The sequence below is a fragment of the Luteimonas sp. KH_071 genome, assembly GCF_057838005.1.
This window is the reverse complement of the sequence record NZ_CM174458.1, coordinates 1-18414: the sequence shown is the minus strand read 5'-3', so window position 1 is coordinate 18414 and position 18414 is coordinate 1. Positions and strand designations below refer to the sequence as shown.

Annotated in this window: 17 protein-coding genes; 3 read left to right on the top strand and 14 right to left on the bottom strand. The window is 66.0% G+C overall.

Annotated elements, in window-relative coordinates:
- Positions 1-2: 2 nt before the first annotated feature.
- From AC3IRM_RS00085 to AC3IRM_RS00070, 4 genes are all read right to left on the bottom strand, one after another.
- Positions 3-698, bottom strand: coding sequence for a C39 family peptidase (locus tag AC3IRM_RS00085; protein ID WP_489204309.1), 696 nt, complete (start codon positions 696-698; stop codon positions 3-5).
- 180 nt (positions 699-878) lie between these two features.
- Positions 879-2450 carry an adhesin gene (locus AC3IRM_RS00080; RefSeq protein ID WP_489204308.1) on the bottom strand — a complete coding sequence of 524 codons (1572 nt, stop codon included), beginning with the start codon at positions 2448-2450 and terminating at the stop codon, positions 879-881.
- Between the two features lie 53 nt (positions 2451-2503).
- Positions 2504-3121: a hypothetical protein gene (locus AC3IRM_RS00075; protein WP_489205958.1), complete on the bottom strand. Its 618-nt coding sequence runs from the start codon at positions 3119-3121 to the stop codon at positions 2504-2506.
- Complete coding sequence (locus AC3IRM_RS00070; RefSeq protein ID WP_489204307.1) at positions 3121-3642, bottom strand: hypothetical protein; 522 nt, start codon at positions 3640-3642, stop codon at positions 3121-3123. The genes AC3IRM_RS00075 and AC3IRM_RS00070 overlap by 1 nt, the downstream gene beginning before the upstream one ends.
- Before the next feature lie 300 nt (positions 3643-3942).
- On the opposite strand from AC3IRM_RS00070, the gene cls reads away from it, so the two are divergent.
- From cls to AC3IRM_RS00055, 3 genes are all read left to right on the top strand, one after another.
- Complete coding sequence (gene cls, locus AC3IRM_RS00065) at positions 3943-5385, top strand: cardiolipin synthase (RefSeq protein WP_489204306.1); 1443 nt, start codon at positions 3943-3945, stop codon at positions 5383-5385.
- 362 nt (positions 5386-5747) lie between these two features.
- On the top strand, positions 5748-6029 hold the full coding sequence (locus tag AC3IRM_RS00060) for a hypothetical protein (protein ID WP_489204305.1): 282 nt from the start codon (positions 5748-5750) through the stop codon (positions 6027-6029).
- Positions 6026-6787, top strand: coding sequence for a pyridoxine 5'-phosphate synthase (locus AC3IRM_RS00055; RefSeq protein WP_489204304.1), 762 nt, complete (start codon positions 6026-6028; stop codon positions 6785-6787). The genes AC3IRM_RS00060 and AC3IRM_RS00055 overlap by 4 nt, the downstream gene beginning before the upstream one ends.
- Before the next feature lie 255 nt (positions 6788-7042).
- Here the strand turns inward: AC3IRM_RS00055 and AC3IRM_RS00050 are convergent, their stop codons facing one another.
- The 10 genes from AC3IRM_RS00050 to dnaA all read right to left on the bottom strand — a co-directional run bounded on the left by AC3IRM_RS00050 (position 7043) and on the right by dnaA (position 18414).
- Positions 7043-7453, bottom strand: coding sequence for an ExbD/TolR family protein (locus AC3IRM_RS00050; RefSeq protein ID WP_489204303.1), 411 nt, complete (start codon positions 7451-7453; stop codon positions 7043-7045).
- 15 nt (positions 7454-7468) lie between these two features.
- Positions 7469-7894 (bottom strand): ExbD/TolR family protein, encoded by a 426-nt coding sequence (locus AC3IRM_RS00045; protein WP_489204302.1) that lies wholly within the window; start codon positions 7892-7894, stop codon positions 7469-7471.
- 36 nt (positions 7895-7930) lie between these two features.
- Complete coding sequence (locus AC3IRM_RS00040; RefSeq protein ID WP_489204301.1) at positions 7931-8680, bottom strand: MotA/TolQ/ExbB proton channel family protein; 750 nt, start codon at positions 8678-8680, stop codon at positions 7931-7933.
- Positions 8681-8780: 100 nt separating this feature from the next.
- Positions 8781-9446 (bottom strand): energy transducer TonB, encoded by a 666-nt coding sequence (locus AC3IRM_RS00035; RefSeq protein WP_489204300.1) that lies wholly within the window; start codon positions 9444-9446, stop codon positions 8781-8783.
- Between the two features lie 135 nt (positions 9447-9581).
- Positions 9582-10817, bottom strand: a complete 1236-nt coding sequence (locus AC3IRM_RS00030) for a tetratricopeptide repeat protein (protein WP_489204299.1) — start codon at positions 10815-10817, stop codon at positions 9582-9584.
- A gap of 113 nt (positions 10818-10930) precedes the next feature.
- Positions 10931-11740 (bottom strand): M48 family metallopeptidase, encoded by an 810-nt coding sequence (locus AC3IRM_RS00025; RefSeq protein WP_489205957.1) that lies wholly within the window; start codon positions 11738-11740, stop codon positions 10931-10933.
- A gap of 108 nt (positions 11741-11848) precedes the next feature.
- Positions 11849-14287 (bottom strand): DNA topoisomerase (ATP-hydrolyzing) subunit B, encoded by a 2439-nt coding sequence (gene gyrB, locus AC3IRM_RS00020; RefSeq protein WP_489204298.1) that lies wholly within the window; start codon positions 14285-14287, stop codon positions 11849-11851.
- A 236-nt stretch (positions 14288-14523) separates the two neighbouring features.
- Entirely contained in the window at positions 14524-15621 is a 1098-nt protein-coding gene (gene recF / locus AC3IRM_RS00015) for a DNA replication/repair protein RecF (protein ID WP_489204297.1), read from the bottom strand.
- A 100-nt stretch (positions 15622-15721) separates the two neighbouring features.
- Positions 15722-16822: a DNA polymerase III subunit beta gene (dnaN, locus tag AC3IRM_RS00010; RefSeq protein WP_489204296.1), complete on the bottom strand. Its 1101-nt coding sequence runs from the start codon at positions 16820-16822 to the stop codon at positions 15722-15724.
- Between the two features lie 254 nt (positions 16823-17076).
- A complete protein-coding gene (dnaA, locus tag AC3IRM_RS00005) occupies positions 17077-18414 on the bottom strand; it encodes a chromosomal replication initiator protein DnaA (RefSeq protein ID WP_489204295.1) in 1338 nt (445 codons plus the stop codon).

Genomic DNA, 18414 nt, shown 5'->3' with positions numbered 1-18414 from the left:
TCTCAGAACAGGTCCGCATGGCTGAAGCCGAAATCCAGCAGCTCGGCATCGGTCACCGGTCCCTGACGCGCGAACAGCCGCTTCGCGCTCGGGCGTTCGACCGGCTGCAACAGCGCGCTCGAACGGTCGAAGTCACTGCCTATGACGATGAAAATGGCCCGCGACGGCCATGACTCCAGAAACTCCGCCATCGGCACACTGCGGTTGCCGAGGATCGGATCGGCGACTTCCGCGTAATCGCCACTGACCTGCTTGAGCACGACGAAGTGGCGGAAGCCGCGCACGTCCATCAGCACCAGGCCCGGCACGCGCAACGCGCGCAGGCGGTCTTCCTCGATGCGGTAGCCGCGGCCGCGCATGCCCAGCGATTCCACGTAGCGCTTGATGTCCAGCAGCGAGAAGCCGCGTGCCTGTACGACCTCCGGATCGGCCAGACCCATCATGCCTTCGATGACGGTGGCCTCGTCGACGTCGAGCCGGTAGGCGAACTTGAGCACCGTCGCCAGCGCCGCCGCGCCACAGCTGTAGTCGGTGTGCTGGCGCACGATGTTGCGGAAGCGTGCCTCGCGCATGCTTTCCACGTTCACCGGCATCACCGCGCCGTTCGGCAGGATGCCCTGGAAGGCCACGTCGGCCGCCTGCACGGGGCTGGCCAGCACGAGCAACGCCATTGCGATGCCGGACAGACTGCGGATCATTGCGTTCGACTCCTGATACGCGTCGCACGTCGCGTGGCTTCCATTGCCGGATCGGTGCCAGCCTCCGGCAATGGAAGCCACGACCTTCGAAGGAAGGCCCCGCGCCACGGGGCATGTGGCGCGGGGCTTCCGGGAGAAGCCCGGTCTGGGGGCAGACCGGACATCACACCTCGTGGGCGCTTACTCGCCGCCACCGCCCGGAGGCGGCGCCGCTGCGCCCGGCTGCGCGACCGCCATCGACAGGCTGTTGGCCTGCAGGTTGCCGGTGCCCGCCGCCACGTTCACGCCGATGTTGCCCGAGGCCGCGCTGAAAGCACTGCCCGACAGACTGGCATCGTTGGTGGCCGCAACGGCGACCCAGCGCGACGTGGTGACCGTGCCGCTGAGCGCCGCGTCGAGCTCGGTGTAGCCCAGCTCGATGAAGGCCAGCCCGCCGGATTCGGAACCCTCGTAGGTGCCGTCCGACTCGGTATCGAACGCCAGGCCACCGACGCCATCACGCCCCGGGTTCGCAACCGCACCTTGGCTGTCGATATCGAAATCGGCATGGCCTGTGCTGTTGCCCGCCGGATGCGTCGCGCCCGACCACAGATCAGCATAGAAGTTCGACTGCTGGTAGGCCGCGCCCTCACTGGAGGTCGTGCCGCTTGTCGAACCCTCGTAACCACCGTAGCCCACCGCGATCGAGCCACCGCTCATCGTGCCGCTGAGCGAGACGTCGACGGTATCGGTGAAGCGCTCGTAGCTGCCGGCGTTCGAGGTCATGTTGCCGCTCGACGCCTGGTTGGAGCTCACGCTGGACTGCGCATAGGCGGCGGTGGCGACCGAGGCGGCCATCGCGTTCTTCTGCGCGTTGTTGTTGCCCGAGGCGATATTGACGCCGATGTTGCCGGTCGCCGCCGAGAACGCGTTGCCGCCGAGGCTAGCCGCGTTGGTCACACCTTCGTTCATCGTGATGTTGCCGCTGCCGGCCTGATTCACGAACACTTCTGCATCGGCGAGACCGAACGCGAAGCCCGCGTCGGCGGCCGACAGCGCCGCAGCGTTGTCCTGCACGTTGTTGTCGCCGGCGGCGACGTTGAACAGCAGGTTGCCCGATGCCTCCGAGCCCACATCGTCAGCGATGCTGGCAGTGTTCTCGAGCACCTCGTTGAGACCGAGGTTGCCGGTCACCGACTGGCGGTTGTCGATCACGGCGATCGCGGCCGAGTCGAGATCGATGCTGCCGGTAATCGTCGGGTCGCCGCTGAAGGCGATGTCCGAGCTCAGCGACAGATCCTTCTCCAGGTTCACCGACACGCCGTGCTCGTTGCGCTCGCGACGGATGTCGGAGCTCACGTTCTCGGTGCGATCGATGTTCTCGTACACCTGGTTGGTGCGGATGCGATGGGCCTCGTCGAGGCTCTGGTCGACCTGCTGGTTGACCTCGCGGTTGAACGCCTCGGTGACGCTGATGTCGTAGGACTCGGTCAGGCTGAGATCGACGGTTTCAGTCAGGCTCTGATCGACCGACTGGTTGACGGTCTGGGTCCAGTCCTGGGTCTGGTTGACCGTGGTGTTGACCTCGGTATTGCGGTTGGTGATGTTGGTTTCGTAATTGCGCGTGTCGTCGACGTTGGTCTCGTAGTTGCGCGTGTCGTCGATGGTGATGTCGTAATCGACGATCCGCCAGTCGACGCTCTGGGCCTGTGCCGCGCCGACCGCGGCTGCGCTGACGGCAATCGCCAGCAGGGTGGTCTTCATGGTCTTCATGTCTGTGATCTCTCTCTCGTCTGCTCTCGTGGAGTTCCCGTTGAAGTGCCCGGTCACGGCCCCGCCTGGATCGACATCGCCAGCGTGTTGCCGGTGTCGTTCCCGGATCCCGCGACCTGGTTGAGCTGCAACACACCTTCGAAGCCCTGCAGCGCAGTGGACTCGACGGACGCCACGCGACGATTCGATGTCGCGCCCCCGTGTTCGAAACCGTGCTGTTGCCCCGCCGACGCGAACGCCGCCGACAACGAACCGTCGTCGTCGGTTTCGCGTATGCCCTGTTGCGCCAGTGCGAGCGACACCGCGTTGAACGACGCGTTGCCGGCCCCACTGGCCTGATTGATCGATGCGATGCCGGATGCACCCGCGAGCGCGTTGCCGGCGATGACGGCCGTGGCCGTATCGGGTGCGGTGGCGAAGTCACGACGGCGCGCCTGGCGTGCGTCGGTGTTGGCGATCGCATGCGTGCCGACCGCGATCGCGCGCAGGTTCGCCTGCTGGTTGAGATCGCCCGCGGCGAGATTGATCGCGATCGCGCCGGACGCGCCGACGAACGCGTCGCCGTCCACACGCGATTGCGTGAGATAGCCGAGCATCGACGGGTAGTCGTCGGCGGCGAGCGCGGGCACCGCGGCGAGCAGGCCCAGCGCCAGGCAGGCGGCGACGCGGATCACGGCCCGCCTCCATTCGCCGGCTGGGCGAAGGGCATCTGCGACAGCGCGCCGGTGATCTGGCCGCCGATGCTGCGGGTCGCACCCGTGACCATGCCCGAGACGCCGCCCGTCGCCGCGCCCAGCGTGCCGGCGCCCTGCACGCCGCTGGCGTCGCGCGCGGTCGCGCCACCGCCGAGTGTGCCGGTGAGGACCTGCGTCACCGGCGCGGCGATGCCGCCGTTGCCGCGCATGGCGCCCTGCACCTGGTGACCGGTATCGAGCGCGAGAAAATCCGCGTCGCTCAGTTCACCGCCGGGCAAAGACGGCATCAGCTGCCGGTTGGGCGTCGGGTCCACGATCAGGGCGATGCCCGGCGGAGACTGGCGCACCGCGGGACGGGCGCTGACATCGCGCAGCAGCACCATCTCGCCTCCGGTCGGCTGCACACCGGCGCGCGCGCCGGCCGCCTGCGCGGCGCCCGCGGCCAGCGTGAGGCACGGCAGCAGCAGGATCAGGCCTGTGTGGAGTGGATGGCGCATCTTCGGCTCCCGGTTCTTCAGCGAGGGAGTTAACGCAGAGCGCGTGCCAAGTCATTTTATCTATTGATATCAATGTCTTATTGAATATTTCTATCCTCACTTCCGGGCATGGCGTTTGCCGGCTGTTACAGCTGCAGCGGGCCCCGGGCGCCTTTATCCGCGCCACGGCGCGGCTGCGTCGGGTGTTGCACCGATGCAACACCCCGATGTCACAGGTCACAGTGCCGCGACGATGCGTGTTTTTTCTCGGCGCGCCGCTACGCTGTGCGCGGCGCGATCGGCGCTCTCCTTGAGGCCCCCATGTCCGCAACCCTGCACCGCGCCTGGGAGTGGTTCGCGACCACGCCGCATCTCGTGGCGCTGCTGGCGGGCGGCTGGGCGCTGTATCTGGTGGTGCTCGGCATGTGGATCGTGCTGCAGAAGCGCGAGCCGGTCGCGACGCTGAGTTGGCTGTTCGGCCTCGCCCTGCTGCCGTATCTCGGCTTCCTGATCTATCACGTGTTCGGGCCGCAGAAGATCCGTCGCAACCGTCTGCGCCGCAGCCACAGTCGCGCATCGATGCGCAGCACGCAGATCGAGGCCGAACAGGGCGAGGCCGCGGAACTCGTGCGTCTGGGACAGGCGACGACCGGTCTGCCGGCCACGTCCTCGGCGCAGGTCGAGCTGCTGATCGATGGCGCAGCGAAGTACACCGCGCTGCTCGCCGACATCGCACGCGCCGAGCACCACGTCCATCTCGAGTACTACATCTACGAGCCCGACACGACCGGCGCCGCGCTGCGCGATGCGCTGGTCGAACGTGCACGGGCGGGCGTGCGCGTGCGCGTGCTGCTCGACTTCGTCGGGTCGAAGGCCTCGCGCAGGTTTTTCGCCCCGCTGCTCGATGCCGGCGGCGAACTCGCCTGGTTCCATCCGATGCGCTTCGGTCGTATCTGGCGACGGCCGTGGACCAATCTGCGCACGCATCGCAAGATCGTCGTGATCGACGGCCGCATCGGCTACACCGGCGGCATGAATGTCACCGACGAGCAGGACGAGCGCCTGCGGAGCGACGCCTACCGCGATCTGCACATGCGACTGGTCGGCAAATCTGTGCGCGTGCTGCAGCTGGTGTTCGCCGAGGACTGGGCCTATGCCACAGGCCGCCGCGACTTCCTCGCCGAAGTCGAGCGCCAGACACCGCCCGCCGATGCGGGACCGATCCGCACCCAGGTGCTGACCTCCGGTCCGGATTCCAACTGGGAGGCGATCCATCGCGCGCACGTCGGCGCCATCCACGCCGCGAAGCATCGCGTCTGGATGACCACGCCGTACTTCGTCCCAGGCGAGGCCGCGATGATGGCGCTGACCTCGGCTGCGCTCGCCGGCCTCGACGTCCGCCTGCTGGTGCCCAGGACCAGCGACTCGACGCTGGTGACGCTGGCCGCGCGTTCGTACTTCGGCCAGTTGCTGGTCGCCGGGGTGAAGATCTACGAGTACCGCTCGCGCCTGCTCCACAGCAAGACGCTGCTGGTGGACGACCACCTCGCACTGATCGGCAGTGCCAACTTCGACCACCGCAGCTTCCGGCTCAACTTCGAGGTCTCGGTGCTGTTCGACGACCCGGGCATGGCGGCGGCGCTTGCCCAGTACATCGAACGCGAGTTCGCGAACGCCCCGCGCGTGCAGCGCGGGCGGAAGCGCCGGCTGCTGACCGCACGCCTGCCCGAAGCGCTCGCGCGGCTGTGTTCGCCGCTGCTGTAGTCGCGGCGTCTCAGGCACCCGCGCCGTCGGCCTTCGCAGGCACCGGAATCCGTCCACGCAGTTGGGACCGGACACGGGCACACGCGCACGAGGCGGTGCCTTGCGGCGATTCCAGAGGTGGTCGCCACCGCTGTGAGTCCCGCCCGATTCGTCACATCGACCGCGATGGGGTTGCCTGCACGCTTGCCGTGACACGCATCATCGAGCATGTGTCGACGCCGGCGCCCAGGCGCCGAGTTGCACTGACAGCCGCTGCCGCTCGTCGCTCCAGTTGCACGTTCGTCCAAGCTACCGGCGCACCGGAGCCGGTTCCGGCCGACGACTGGTTTAGACTCGCTCACACGTCAGGCGGAGCCCGTCCCATGCCCTGGTTGTTCCTGTTGCTCGCGCTCGGCGCGGTTGTCATCGCGTTCACCACCACGTCGGTCCCGCTCGCGGCGATCGCCCTGGTGCTGTCGCTCGTGTTCGTGGTGATCGGCGTGTTGGGGTTGCTGGCACAGCGCGTCGGCAGCCAGAGCCGCAGCGAAGCGATGATGGTCGACCCGACGGAACTGCGTCGTCTGCGCGAGCAGGCCGACGCCCGCCGCGCGGCGGCGGCGGCGCCTGTCGACGACACACCCCGCCCGCCCGCCGCAGGTCCGTGACCCGGCTCAGCGTCAACGTCAACAAGATCGCGGTGCTGCGCAACTCGCGCGGCGGCCGAGATCCCGACGTGGTGCGCGCGGCGCGCGCCTGCATCGATGCAGGGGCCCACGGGATCACCGTGCATCCCCGTCCCGATGCACGCCACATCCGCGCGGACGACGTGCGTGCTTTGGCGCGGTTGACGGTCGAGCGCGGCGTCGAATTCAACATCGAAGGCAATCCGTTCGCGCCACCGCGCGACGGCTACCCGGGTCTGCTCGCGCTGTGCGAAGAGACGCGCCCCGCTCAGGTCACCCTGGTACCCGACGGCGATGCCCAGCTGACGTCCGACCACGGCTTCGACTTCGCGCGTGAGTGCGATGCGCTGGTTCCGCTGGTCGCTGTATTCCGCGATCTCGGCTGCCGGGTCAGCCTGTTCGCCGATGCCGGCGCCGACATCGAGGCGGCGCGCGCCAGCGGTGCGGATCGCATCGAGCTCTATACCGGTCCGTGGGCCGAAGCCTTTGACGCGGGAACGCCGGAGACGGCCCTGGCCGCATTCGTGGCAACTGCACGCGAGGCACGCGCGGCGGGGCTCGGCGTCAACGCCGGCCACGATCTCAGCCAGGCCAATCTGGGCGCGTTTCTTGCCGCCCTCGGCGGTATCGACGAGGTCTCGATCGGCCACGCGCTGATCGGGGAAGCCTTGTACGAGGGCCTGGACACGACGCTGCGTCGCTATCTCGCGATCATCGACGCGGTGGCTGCACGCGCCTGATCCGCGCGCTCGATCCGATCGCCCGATTGCGGAGACGTTCTCGCTGCATCCACATCCCGAGTGCGCGCCGCTTTTTTTCTATTTCGATCGCAAGGTGACGCACCTCCAAGCGCGCCTGAGCCGTCGCACCAAGGGTCTTGCGTCCACATCCGGCGCGATCCGCACGCACAAAAAAACGCCGCCCGAAGGCGGCGTTCAAATCACTGCATCGATCACCGGCGCGTGCTGCAGGCCCGCACCGATGGTTGTCGCGTGTTACTGCGCTACGAAACCGATCTTCTGCATCTGCGCGTTCTTCGCTTCCGCCAGCACCTTGGCCAGTACGCCGTAATCGGCGTCGCCGCTGGTGTCGATCTCGAGCGTCGGCTGATTGGTCGGGTCCCGCTGGACTTCCGACTCCATCATGTTGCGCAGTGCCGAGACTGGCGTCGGGCTGTCGTTCCAGAAGATCTGGCCCGAACCGTCGATGCGCAGCCGGATCGGCTCCGGTGGTTCCACCGGATTCTCCGGCGGCGTCGTCGAACGCTGCGGAAGATCGATGTCGATTGGATAGGAAGCCTTCGGCGCCGTCACCATGAAGATGATCAGCAGCACCAACATCACGTCGCAGAGCGGAATGATGTTGATGTCGGCCATCGGGCCTTCGCCACCGGATGAAAATGCCATGCGTGTTGCTCCGGTTTACCTGTTTTCGACCGTGGCGATGAAGCCAACCTTGCGCATGCCCTGGGCCTGCGCAGTGTTGACCACCTCGTTGATCGTCCGGTACTTCGTCGTCGAGTCGCCGCGGATGTTGACCGGCGGCTGCGGCGTCTTCTGGGCCTCGACCGAGAAAGCGCTCTCCAGCAGCTGGAGCGTCACCGGCTCGTCGTTGAGGTAGATGTCACCAGTCTCGGTGACAGCGACCGTCAGCGGCGTCGGGCCCGGGGTGTTTTCCGGGCGCTCGTCGAGGTTAGCTTCCGGCAACTCGACCTGCACCTTGTGCGCCATGAGCGGCGCCGTGACCATGAAGATGATCAGCAGCACCAACATGACGTCGACAAGCGGGACGATGTTGATCGTGGCATTGACCTTGTCGTTGCCACCACCACCTGAGCTGAAAGCCATATCTGAACTCCGTTGTCGCTAAGACGTGCGCGCTTCTTAGACCTTGGCCGGAGCCTGCGTTTCGCCGACGCGCGAACCGGTGGCGAAGAAGTCGTGCAGGTCGTGCGCGAAGGTGTCGAGCTTGTTGTTCATGCCGCGGTTCAGACGGACGAAGAAGTTGTAGCCAAGCACCGCCGGGATTGCGACGCCCAGACCGATCGCGGTCATGATCAGCGCCTCGCCGACCGGGCCTGCCACCGCGCCGATGTCCGCCTGGCCACTGGCGCCGATGCGGATCAGGGCGCGATAGATGCCCCACACCGTACCGAGCAGACCCACGAACGGGGCGGTTGCACCGACCGTCGCGAGCACGGTCAGACCGTCCTCGAGCTTCAGAGACTCGCGGGTCACGGCCTGACGCAGCGCGCGATCCACGAATTCCGAACGGTTCAGCGACTCGACCAGACGCGAACCTTCATGACGCTGGTGATGCGCAGCGGCCTGTGCAGCGTCGAGGGCGACTTTCGAAAAGGGCTCGCTCTTAGGCTGCTCTTCCATGAAGCGGATCGCATCCTGCGCGTTCGAGGTTTCCCAGAACGTGTTGATCACGCGATCGGTGCTGCTCTTCAGGCGCGCAGCCTTGATCGCATTGAAGATGATCCAGAAGATCGACATGGCCGACATCACGATCAGAACGATGAGCACGGTCCAGTTGACCGCGTCCATGTGCTCGATCATGTCAGCGAAGCCCATCGACTCCAGACCGGCAGCGTTGGACACAGCGGCGTTGGTGGTTTCCTGCAGCATGACGCTTACCTTCTAGATGTAGTGGTTTGAAGAGTGGAACGTTGACGCGTAAGTGTCGACGTCCCGAAGAACGTCGGTGTATCGGATACAGCGGAATCGATCAGCCGAGATTGAAGTCGACCGGGACACGGACGCGACCAGCCGCGGGTCGACCGTCCTTCATCGCCGGTGCGAACGACCACTTGCGTGCGGCTTCGATCGCGGCGCGATCGAGGTCACGGTTGCGGCTGGACTTCTCGACCGAGACGTTGGTGACGTTGCCGTTGGCATCGACGTCGATCACCAGAATCACCGTGCCCTCGATCTGCGCGCGTGCAGCGGCAGGCGGGTAACGCGGCGGATTCATGTTCTTCGACGAGATGTCCACGCTGGCGCCGATGTCGGCGGAGGGCGCGGGCGGCGAAGGCGGCGCCGGCGGCGGGGCCGGTGTATCCATCGGCGACGGATCGTCGAACACGACCGGCGGCGATTCCGGCGGCGGCGGTACCGGCGTCGGACGCGGCGGAGTCAGTTCCTTGATCGGCGTCGGCTTCGGCGGTTCCGGCGGCGGCGGCGGCGGCGGCGGCGGGGGCGGCGGCGGTTCGATGATCACGACACGCGTGGCCGCTTCCTCCTGCGCCGCAGCGTTCGGCGGATTGACGGGCGCGAGCAGCAGCATGATCGCAGCAGCGTGGAACGCGACCACCATCGTGAAGCCGGCGATGCGGCCCCAGTTCAGGCCCTCGTCTTCGTCGTTCCTGTCGGTCGTCGTCGAGCGTTGCGTCATGCGGAGAACTCTGGTGAGGCCGGGGTCGAAACCCCGGTGGAAAAGTTGAACTGCCGACCTGTTCGGGCGGCAGGAACCCTAAAGCTTATACCAATCCAAGTGGCCAGTACCATCCATAATTCCAGCAACTTTTTCTTAACGCCCGGAAATGATGCGCTCCGCGTCGGTGTTGGATTTCAGGCCCTTTGCGATCGCCTGTCGTGCAGCTTCCTTCGCCTCGTCCGCACGGCCTTCCTGATGCAGCACGCGCGCGAGGTTGAGGTAGGTGTCGCCATTCTCGGCAAGCGGTGCAGCCTTACGCCAAGCAGCGATCGCGGGCTCGATCTGGTCGCTGAAATAGTTGGCCTGACCGAGCGCCGCCATCGTGCGGTAATCCTCCTTGAGGATGTTCTTCTGCAGGCCTTCGTTGATCACCGCGATCGCTTCGCGCTCCTTGTTCTCGCTGTTGAGGTACAGCGCGTAGAGATTGCGGTACTCGCTCTCTTCCGTGAGCTGACCCCCCGCACGCAGACGCTCGAACACTTCAATCGCCTTGTCGTTCTGGTCGGTCTGCAGATACGACACGGCCAGGTTGACCTGTGAACGCTTGTCGTCCGGCGTCGCCTGCGCGACCTGTTCGGCAAGACGCGTGGCCTCTGCGCTGTTGCCTGACTCGGCGTACGACGCCATCAGGATCTGCTGCCACTGCGGATCAACTTCACCGCCCGCATCGACCAGCGGCCTGAGCGTCGCAATGGCCTCCGGATAGCGCTCGAGGCGATACAGCAGATTGCCCTTGAGGGCCTGGTCCTTGGGATCGGTGGAACCGGACTCTGCGATGTACCGGTCGAGCGACGCAAGCGCCTGGTCGTACTGGTTTTCCTGCGCCTGCAGCTGCGCAACGATGAGCATGGCCTGAAAGTGATTGTTGTTGTCGAGTCCGCCGGTCTCGATGGCCTGATTGAGATAGGTGATCGCGCGCTCGTTGTCCTCGTTGATCAGCAGCTGACCCGCCAGTAGACCGGCCATCGATTTGTCGTAGGTGTTGGCGGCGCCGTTGGCGAGGATCTCGTCCGCGACCGGCAGGCCCTTGGCGGCATCGGATTCGGTACCTGCTTCAGACAGCGTGTTGAGCTGCTTGAGCAGGCGCTGGCTGGCGGCCACGCCTGGTTCCTCACGGGTGCTGTTGGGATACAGCGCCTCTGCCTTCTGCGGCGCCTGGCGCGAGCTGCGACGCTCGCTGCGGTCGGGACTGCGCGAGGCGCGATCGGCACGACTGCTGCGCTCACTGCTCTCATCCTGTGCGAGCACCATCGAAGGCGCGGCGAACGCGAGCAGGGCGGTGGTCAAGGCGGCGGCGAGCGCCTGCTGGGGCATGCGGGACTTCGACATGGAACACCTCGATTGGCAGGTGGCCCGCGGTACGCCGGGGGCCGGAGTCTGGAACAGGCGATTATCGCCAAATAGTTGTTGCAACCGCGCGTGCGGTCGGCCGCGGAATGGCATCAACCGCAGCGCGGACGCTTGCCTGCCGCCTGTGCCTGCTCGAAGGTGGGCACGAGGCGGGCTGCGCGTGTCTGCAATTCGCTGATGCGGTTCTCGGGATTGGGATGCGTCGACAGCCACTGGGGCGGTCGGCTCCCGCCGCTGGCCGCAATCATGTTCTGCCAGAGGCCAACCGCCGCGCGCGGATCAAAGCCCGCCTTGGCCATCAGATCCTGACCAACGACGTCAGCTTCGGTTTCCTGCGTGCGCGTACCCGGCAGCAGGAACGTCGTCTGCAGCGCGGCGCCGCCGAGCTGGTTCGCCGATTGCTGCGCGCCTTCGCCATAGCGCGAGCCCAATGCGGCGCCGGCAACCCCCAACAGGCCCTGCGCGCCCATCTGACGGGTGATGCGCTCGTCATGGTGGTTGGCATAGACGTGGCCGATCTCGTGCGCGATCACGGCGGCCAGCTGGTCCTGGTTCTGCGCCACACTGAGAATGCCGGTGTGCACGCCGACCTTGCCACCCGGCAGCGCGAACGCGTTCGGATTGTCGTCGACGAAAACGACCGATTCCCAGTTGAGCTGCTGCCAGTTGGCCGGCAGCTCACGGACGATATCGGTGACGATGCAGCGCACATACGCCTGCTGCCGGGCATCGGGCGAGGTCCGCATCTTGGACTTGGTTTCGGCGAACGCCTGCTCCCCCATCTGGTTGAGCTGGGCTGCCGTCACGGCGCCGACGTACTGGGTGCGCCCGGTCGGGGAGGTGGTGGTCGCGCAGCCGGCAAGCAACACAGCCGCCGCGAGCGCCGCGATGGGCGTTTTCATGGGTGGGACTCCCCTGTTCAAGAACCCACCTTTTAGACGGGCGAAGATTAACGCGCCGTCAATCGCGGCCGCCATGCGGCGGCGCACGGACAACGGCGCGTGAACGGTTCAGACGTCGAGATTGGCGACTTTCAGCGCATTGTCGTCGATGAATGCGCGGCGCGGCTCGACGACATCACCCATCAACGTGCTGAAAATCTCGTCCGCTGCCACCGCGTCCTCGATCCGCACCTGCAACAGCCGGCGGGTTTCCGGATTCACCGTGGTGTCCCACAGCTGCTCGGGATTCATCTCACCCAGGCCCTTGAAGCGCTGGATCTGGCGGCCACGCTTGGCTTCCTCAAGCAGCCAGGCCTGCGCTTCTGCGAACGACTTGACGGGCTGCGCGCGATTGCCGCGAACGATCTGCGCACCTTCGCGGACCAATCCGTGCAGCTGTCGCGCAGCTTCACCGACTGCGCGGAGCTCGCCGGTATCCAGCGTCGCAAGCGGTACGAGCTGCACCACATCGAGCCCCATGTGTTGACGATCGATCGTCAACACCGCACCGCGCGACTCTGTGGCGGGCTGGATGCCGAACCGGTATCGCGGACGGCCGAGCCCCTTCTGGTTCAGACGCGCTTCCAGCGCACGCAAGGTCGTGGCGACCTCTTCTTCGGTTCCGGCAGCAATCGGGGCTGCGTCGAGCAGAAGCTCCATCACCGCAGGGTCGTAGCGGTGGGCATTGCGGGTGATCGTCTCTCTGGCCGCCGCGAACACCAGCAACAGCTTCTCGAGCGAAGCGCCTTCGATCGGGGGCTCGCCCGTGGCCGGCGTCAGCCCGGCCCCCTCGACCGCATTGCCGGCCAGATAAGCGTCGAGCGCGGCATCGTCCTTGAGGTAGAGCTCGTTCTTGCCCTGCTTGATCTTGTACAGCGGCGGCAGGCCGATGTAGACGTGGCCGCGCTCGATCAGCTCCGGCATCTGCCGGTAGAAGAACGTCAGCAGCAGCGTGCGGATGTGCGAGCCGTCGACGTCGGCGTCGGTCATCAGGATGATGCGGTGGTAGCGCAGCTTGTCCGGGTTGTACTCGTCCTTGCCGATGCCGGTGCCGAGCGCGGTGATCAGCGTGCCGACCTCGGCGCTGGCGAGCATGCGGTCGAAGCGTGCGCGCTCGACGTTGAGGATCTTGCCCTTCAGCGGCAGGATCGCCTGGGTCTTGCGGTTGCGACCCTGCTTGGCCGAGCCACCTGCCGAGTCACCCTCGACGATGAACAGTTCCGACAGCGCCGGATCCTTCTCCTGGCAGTCGGCCAGCTTGCCGGGCAGGCCGGCGATGTCCAGCGCGCCCTTGCGCCGGGTCAGGTCACGCGCCTTGCGCGCGGCCTCGCGGGCGCGGGCGGCGTCGACGATCTTGCCGGCGATGGCGCGGGCTTCGGCCGGGTTCTCGTCGAGGAATTCCTGCAAACGCTGGCCGAACGCACTCTCGACCACGGGGCGCACCTCGGAGGACACCAGCTTTTCCTTGGTCTGCGAGGAAAAGCTCGGGTCCGGCACCTTCACCGACAGCACCGCGATCATGCCTTCACGCATGTCGTCGCCCGACAGCGCCACCTTGGCCTGCCTGGCGATGCCGTTGCGTTCGATGTAATTGGTCAGGGTGCGCGTCAGCGCCGCGCGGAATCCGATCAGGTGCGTGCCGCCATCCTTCTGCGGGATGTTGTTGGTGAAGCAGAACATCGTTTCCTGGTACGCGTCGGTCCACTGCAGCGCGACGTCCACCGTGATGCCGTTCTGTTCGCCGGTCACCGAGATCACGTTCGGGTGCAGCGGCGTCTTGAGCTGGGCCAGATGCTCGACGAACGAGCGGATACCGCCCTCGTACTCGAACAGATCACGACGCCCATCGCCACGCAGATCGACGAGATTGATCTTCACACCGGAGTTGAGGAACGACAGTTCCCGCAGGCGGCGCGCCAGGATGTCGTAGTGGAACGTGACGTCGGAGAACGTCGACACCGCCGGCCAGAAACGCAGCAGCGTGCCGCGCTTGGTCGAGGGCTCACCGCGCTCCACCGGCGAGACCGCCTCGCCCATCGCGTATTCCTGATGGTGGTGGAAGCCGTCGCGCCAGATGTCGAGGGTGAGCTTCTCGCTCAGCGCGTTGACCACGGACACGCCCACGCCGTGCAGGCCGCCCGAGACCTTGTAGCTGTTGTCGTCGAACTTACCGCCCGCGTGCAGCTGGGTCATGATGACCTCGGCCGCGGAAATGCCTTCTTCCTTGTGGATATCGACCGGGATACCGCGGCCGTTGTCCGACACCGATACCGAGCCGTCCTCGTGGATGGTGACCACGATGTCGTCGGCATGGCCGGCCAGCGCCTCGTCGATCGAATTGTCGACGACTTCGAACACCATGTGGTGCAGGCCGGTGCCGTCGTGCACATCGCCGATGTACATGCCTGGACGCTTGCGCACGGCCTCGAGGCCACGCAAGACGGTGATTCGGCTGGAATCGTAATCGGAGTTGGCGGGGGCACCGCTGGAGATCGTCTCGTCGCTCATTCGGTTCGCTGTCTGGCCGGGAGCGCGGCGTTCCGGCGCGGCGTCCGGCAGGCCGGGCACACACGGCAGGAATGGGCCGCAAGGGCGGAATTATAGCAGTTCGGGCCCGGCACCCCGCCCGGTGTTCCACGTGGAACACCAATGCGCGGGACGCGCTGTCAAACTCGCTATCGTCGATGTTTCACGTGGAACACCCGATCCACGTGGGTGGGGTGGAGAAGCCGGATCGGGACCCTTCATGCCGCCCGGACGACGCCATGTTCCACGTGGAACGTCGTTGCGTCCTCAAGTACCGTGGCCGGCCAGTGGTCCGGGCGCTCGGTCCCCGTGATCAGCACCTGCGCGCCTGCATCTCGCAGATACGTCAGGACCTGACGCTGGTGGTGGCGGTCCAGCTCTGACGCCAGATCATCGAGTGCAATCACCGGCCACCGACCTTCGAACCGCTCGGCGCAATCCCGCGCCTGGGCCAGGAGGCAGCACAGCGCCGACTGCTTGGCCTGCCCGCGTGACAACAGCGACTGCTCGGGCCGGTCATCGAAGCGGATCCGCCAGTCGGCACGGTGCGGCCCCACGCTGGTGTGGCCGGCGGCCCGGTCGCGGTCCCGGGCCACCATCAGTGCATCCGACAGCGAAAGCTCCTGGCGGCGCCAACCTGGTAGAAAGACCAGCTCCGGGGCGCCCAGTGCCGGCGCCACCTGTTCGGCCACCGCCTGAACCGCAATCTGCAAACGCTCCAGATAGGCCTCGCGTCTCGTATCCAGCGGAACGGCCGCATCGGCGAGCTCATGATCCCAAGCATCGAGCTGTGAGCCGCCGGCGCCTGATTTGAGCAGTGCATTGCGCTGCCGTAACGCGCGGGCGTACCGGCGCCATTGCTGCAGGAAGTCCTGTTCCACGTGGAACAGTCCCCAATCGAGAAAGCGGCGGCGGACCTCGCTGCTGCCGGAGATCAGCGCATGGCTGCCGGGCTCGAAAGTGACGACCATCAACGCCGCGCACAGATCCCCAAGCTGGGCGACGTCTTCGCCATCCAGGCGTCCGCTCCAGTCCTGGCCCGTGTGCCGCAGGCCAGCGCGACGGATGCGCTCCGGATGGGCCGGATCCTCGCGCCACTCCGCGTAGAGTTCGACGGCTTCGCGGCCGCGCTGCACCAGTCCATCTCGGACCCGGCCACGGAAGCTTCGGCCGTAAGCCATCAGGTGCAGTCCCTCCAGCACGCTGGTCTTGCCGGCGCCGTTGTCACCCAGCAGCAGATTCAAGCCGGCGCCGGGCCGCAGCGAGGTGGGCTGCAGATTGCGCACGTTGTGAAGGTCGAAGCGGGTGATCTGCACGGAAATCCTGACAGGCCGGAACGGAAGACGCCCGGCAAGCCGGGCGTCGTGTTCCACGTGAAACATGTGTGGGCGACGGGCGCCCAGTCTACCGAGCGCGTCAGAGACGCAGCGGCATCACGACGTGACGGCTACGTTCGTCCGTCGCCTCACGTACCAGCGCCGACGAGTTCGCATCACGCAGTTTCAGGATCACCTGTTCGCCGCGCAGGGCGGTCAGGGCATCCAGCAGGTAATTCACGTTGAAGCCCACCGCCAGGTCGTCGACCTTGGTATCGGCTTCGACTTCCTCGTGGGCCTCTTCCTGCTCCGGGTTGTGCGCATTGATGCGCACCGTGCCCGGCGAGACTTCCAACCGCACGCCGCGGTACTTCTCGTTCGACAGGATCGCCACCCGCTGCAGCGCGGCGCGCAGCAGTTCGCGATCGATCGTGACCTCACGGTCGGCGCCGATCGGGATCACCGCCTCGTAATCGGGGAAGCGGCCGTCGATCAGCTTGCTGGTGAAGGTGACATCGTCGCGCTTGACCCGCAGGTGGTTGCGGCCGAGTTCCAGCTCCAGAATCTTGTCGCCGCCTTCGAGCAGACGCTGCAGCTCGGTCACGCCCTTGCGCGGCAGGATGATCTGGCGCTTGGTCTGGACCGCCGTTTCCAGCGTGGTTTCGCACAGCGCGAGGCGGTGGCCGTCGGTGGCCACGCAGCGCAGGCGCGTGTCGCCGAGATCGAACAGCAGGCCGTTGAGGTAATACCGGACGTCCTGCTGCGCCATCGCGAATGCGGTGCGCTCGATGAGTTCCTTGAGCGCGGCTTCCGGCACCGCGATCCGGTCGGTGGCTTCGACCTCGTCCACGGACGGGAAGTCCCCGGCCGGCAGGCTCGAGAGCGTGAAGCGGCTGCGACCGGCCTGCACGGTGATTTTCTCGCCGGCCTGGGAGATCACGACCTTGCTGCCGTCGGGCAGTGCGCGAACGATGTCGAACAGTTTGCGTGCCGGAATCGTGGTCTCGCCGTCTTGTGCATCGTCGACCGCACGGCGCGAGACCATCTCGACTTCGAGATCGGTACCGGTCAACGACAGCTGGCCGTCCTGGACCTGGACCAGCAGGTTGGCCAGCACGGGCAGGGTCTGGCGGCGCTCGACGACGTTGACGACCTGGGCCAGCGGCTTGAGCAGTGTTTCGCGTTGGAGACTGAAACGCATGTCGGTGTTATCCCCTTGTCCCGTGCTTTTATAAAAAGGATATAAATCTAAAAATGGTGGTGCTGGGTAAGGCCAAAATCGGTTGGTATCTACTGCAAGCCGCTGAATCGATTACGTTTTTCTGACATCCAAACCCGGTGGACAGTGGGGTGTGGAGTAGTGGATCAAGCTGTGGACAACTTTTGACCCCCAAAGTTGTCCACAGGCTCTCCACCTCCGGTCCCCGTGTTGTACAGGCCCCGGCAATGCACAGCTTACTCGCTGAGTTTACGGATCAGCTTGTCCCAGTCCTCGCGGAGTTTGCCGTCACTTTCGATCAGGGTGCGGATCTGCCGGCAGGCATGCAGCACGGTGGTGTGGTCACGGCCCGCGAAGGCCTCACCGATCTCGGGCAGGCTGTGTTCGGTGAGTTCCTTGGACAGCGCCATCGCCACCTGACGCGGACGCGCCAGCGACCGCGTACGGCGCTTGGAGAGCAGGTCCTTGATCTGTAGGCCGTAGTAGTCGGCCACGACCTTCTGGATGTTGGACATGCTGATCGCCTGCTGCTGGGCGCGCAGCAGGTCACGCAGCGTTTCCTGGGCGAACTCGACGGTGATCGCCCGGCCCATGAAGTTCGCGCGTGCGGCCAGCGTATTGAGCGCGCCTTCGAGGTCGCGCACGTTCGAGTGCATCTTCTTGGCCAGCAGGAACGCCACGTCGTCGGGCACCTGGGTGCCGCGCTCGGCGGCCTTGGCCAGCACGATGGCGGCGCGGGTCTCGAAATCGGGCGGATCGATCGCCACCGACAGGCCCCAGGCCAGGCGGGATTTGAGCCGCGGCTCCAGGCCTTCCACCTCACGCGGATAGCGGTCGCAGGTCATGATGATCTGCTGCTTGCTGTCGAACAGCGTGTTGAAGGTGTGGAAGAACTCTTCCTGGGTGCGGTCCTTGCCGGCGAAGAACTGGATGTCGTCGATCAGCAGCGCGTCGATCTGGCGGAACTGGCGCTTGAACTGGTCCGAGGTCTTTTCCTGGATCGAGCGGAAGAACGCGCTGTAGAACTCCTCCGACCGCAGGTACAGCACGCGGGCACGGGGATTGGCCTGGCGCATGGCATTGCCGGCGGCGAACATCAGATGGGTTTTGCCCAGACCCGTGCCGCCATACAGCAGCAGCGGGTTGTGGGCGCGGTCGCCGGGCTTGAGCGCGGCCTGCCAGGCGGCGGCGCGGCCCATCTGGTTGCTGCGGCCCTCGACGAAGTTGTCGAAGGTGTAGTGGCTGTCCATGTTGCCGCCGAAGGCTTCGATCGGCGCGGCGGGCACGGCCCGCGCATCGCCACCCGACAGTCCGGTTGCAGCCGGTGGCGGCACGGCGCGCGGCATCGAACCGACCTGCAGGCTCACCTCCTCCACGCCGGCAAAATGCGCCAGCAGCTCGCGGATACGCGGCATGTAGCGCGCCTGTACTTCGTCGCGGACGAAGGCATTGGGCGCGTAGAGCACGGTCGAGCGGTCGTCGGCCTGGGCCTGCAGCGGCTTGAGCCAGGTGTGGACATCCTCGGCCGGAAACTCGGCTTCGAGGCGTTGAAGGCAGCGGGGCCAGGCATCCAT

Excerpts from the sequence above, each read along its gene's own strand:
- AC3IRM_RS00050 (WP_489204303.1), bottom strand. The coding sequence starts at position 7,453 with ATGGCATTTTCATCCGGTGGCGAAGGCCCGATGGCCGACATCAACATC.
- AC3IRM_RS00045 (WP_489204302.1), bottom strand. The coding sequence starts at position 7,894 with ATGGCTTTCAGCTCAGGTGGTGGTGGCAACGACAAGGTCAATGCCACG.
- AC3IRM_RS00035 (WP_489204300.1), bottom strand. The coding sequence starts at position 9,446 with ATGACGCAACGCTCGACGACGACCGACAGGAACGACGAAGACGAGGGC.
- AC3IRM_RS00025 (WP_489205957.1), bottom strand. The coding sequence starts at position 11,740 with ATGAAAACGCCCATCGCGGCGCTCGCGGCGGCTGTGTTGCTTGCCGGC.
- gyrB (WP_489204298.1), bottom strand. The coding sequence starts at position 14,287 with ATGAGCGACGAGACGATCTCCAGCGGTGCCCCCGCCAACTCCGATTAC.
- cls (WP_489204306.1), top strand. The coding sequence starts at position 3,943 with ATGTCCGCAACCCTGCACCGCGCCTGGGAGTGGTTCGCGACCACGCCG.
- AC3IRM_RS00030 (WP_489204299.1), bottom strand. The coding sequence starts at position 10,817 with ATGTCGAAGTCCCGCATGCCCCAGCAGGCGCTCGCCGCCGCCTTGACC.
- AC3IRM_RS00060 (WP_489204305.1), top strand. The coding sequence starts at position 5,748 with ATGCCCTGGTTGTTCCTGTTGCTCGCGCTCGGCGCGGTTGTCATCGCG.
- dnaN (WP_489204296.1), bottom strand. The coding sequence starts at position 16,822 with ATGCGTTTCAGTCTCCAACGCGAAACACTGCTCAAGCCGCTGGCCCAG.
- AC3IRM_RS00040 (WP_489204301.1), bottom strand. The coding sequence starts at position 8,680 with ATGCTGCAGGAAACCACCAACGCCGCTGTGTCCAACGCTGCCGGTCTG.
- AC3IRM_RS00080 (WP_489204308.1), bottom strand. The coding sequence starts at position 2,450 with ATGAAGACCATGAAGACCACCCTGCTGGCGATTGCCGTCAGCGCAGCC.
- dnaA (WP_489204295.1), bottom strand. The coding sequence starts at position 18,414 with ATGGATGCCTGGCCCCGCTGCCTTCAACGCCTCGAAGCCGAGTTTCCG.
- AC3IRM_RS00070 (WP_489204307.1), bottom strand. The coding sequence starts at position 3,642 with ATGCGCCATCCACTCCACACAGGCCTGATCCTGCTGCTGCCGTGCCTC.
- AC3IRM_RS00085 (WP_489204309.1), bottom strand. The coding sequence starts at position 698 with ATGATCCGCAGTCTGTCCGGCATCGCAATGGCGTTGCTCGTGCTGGCC.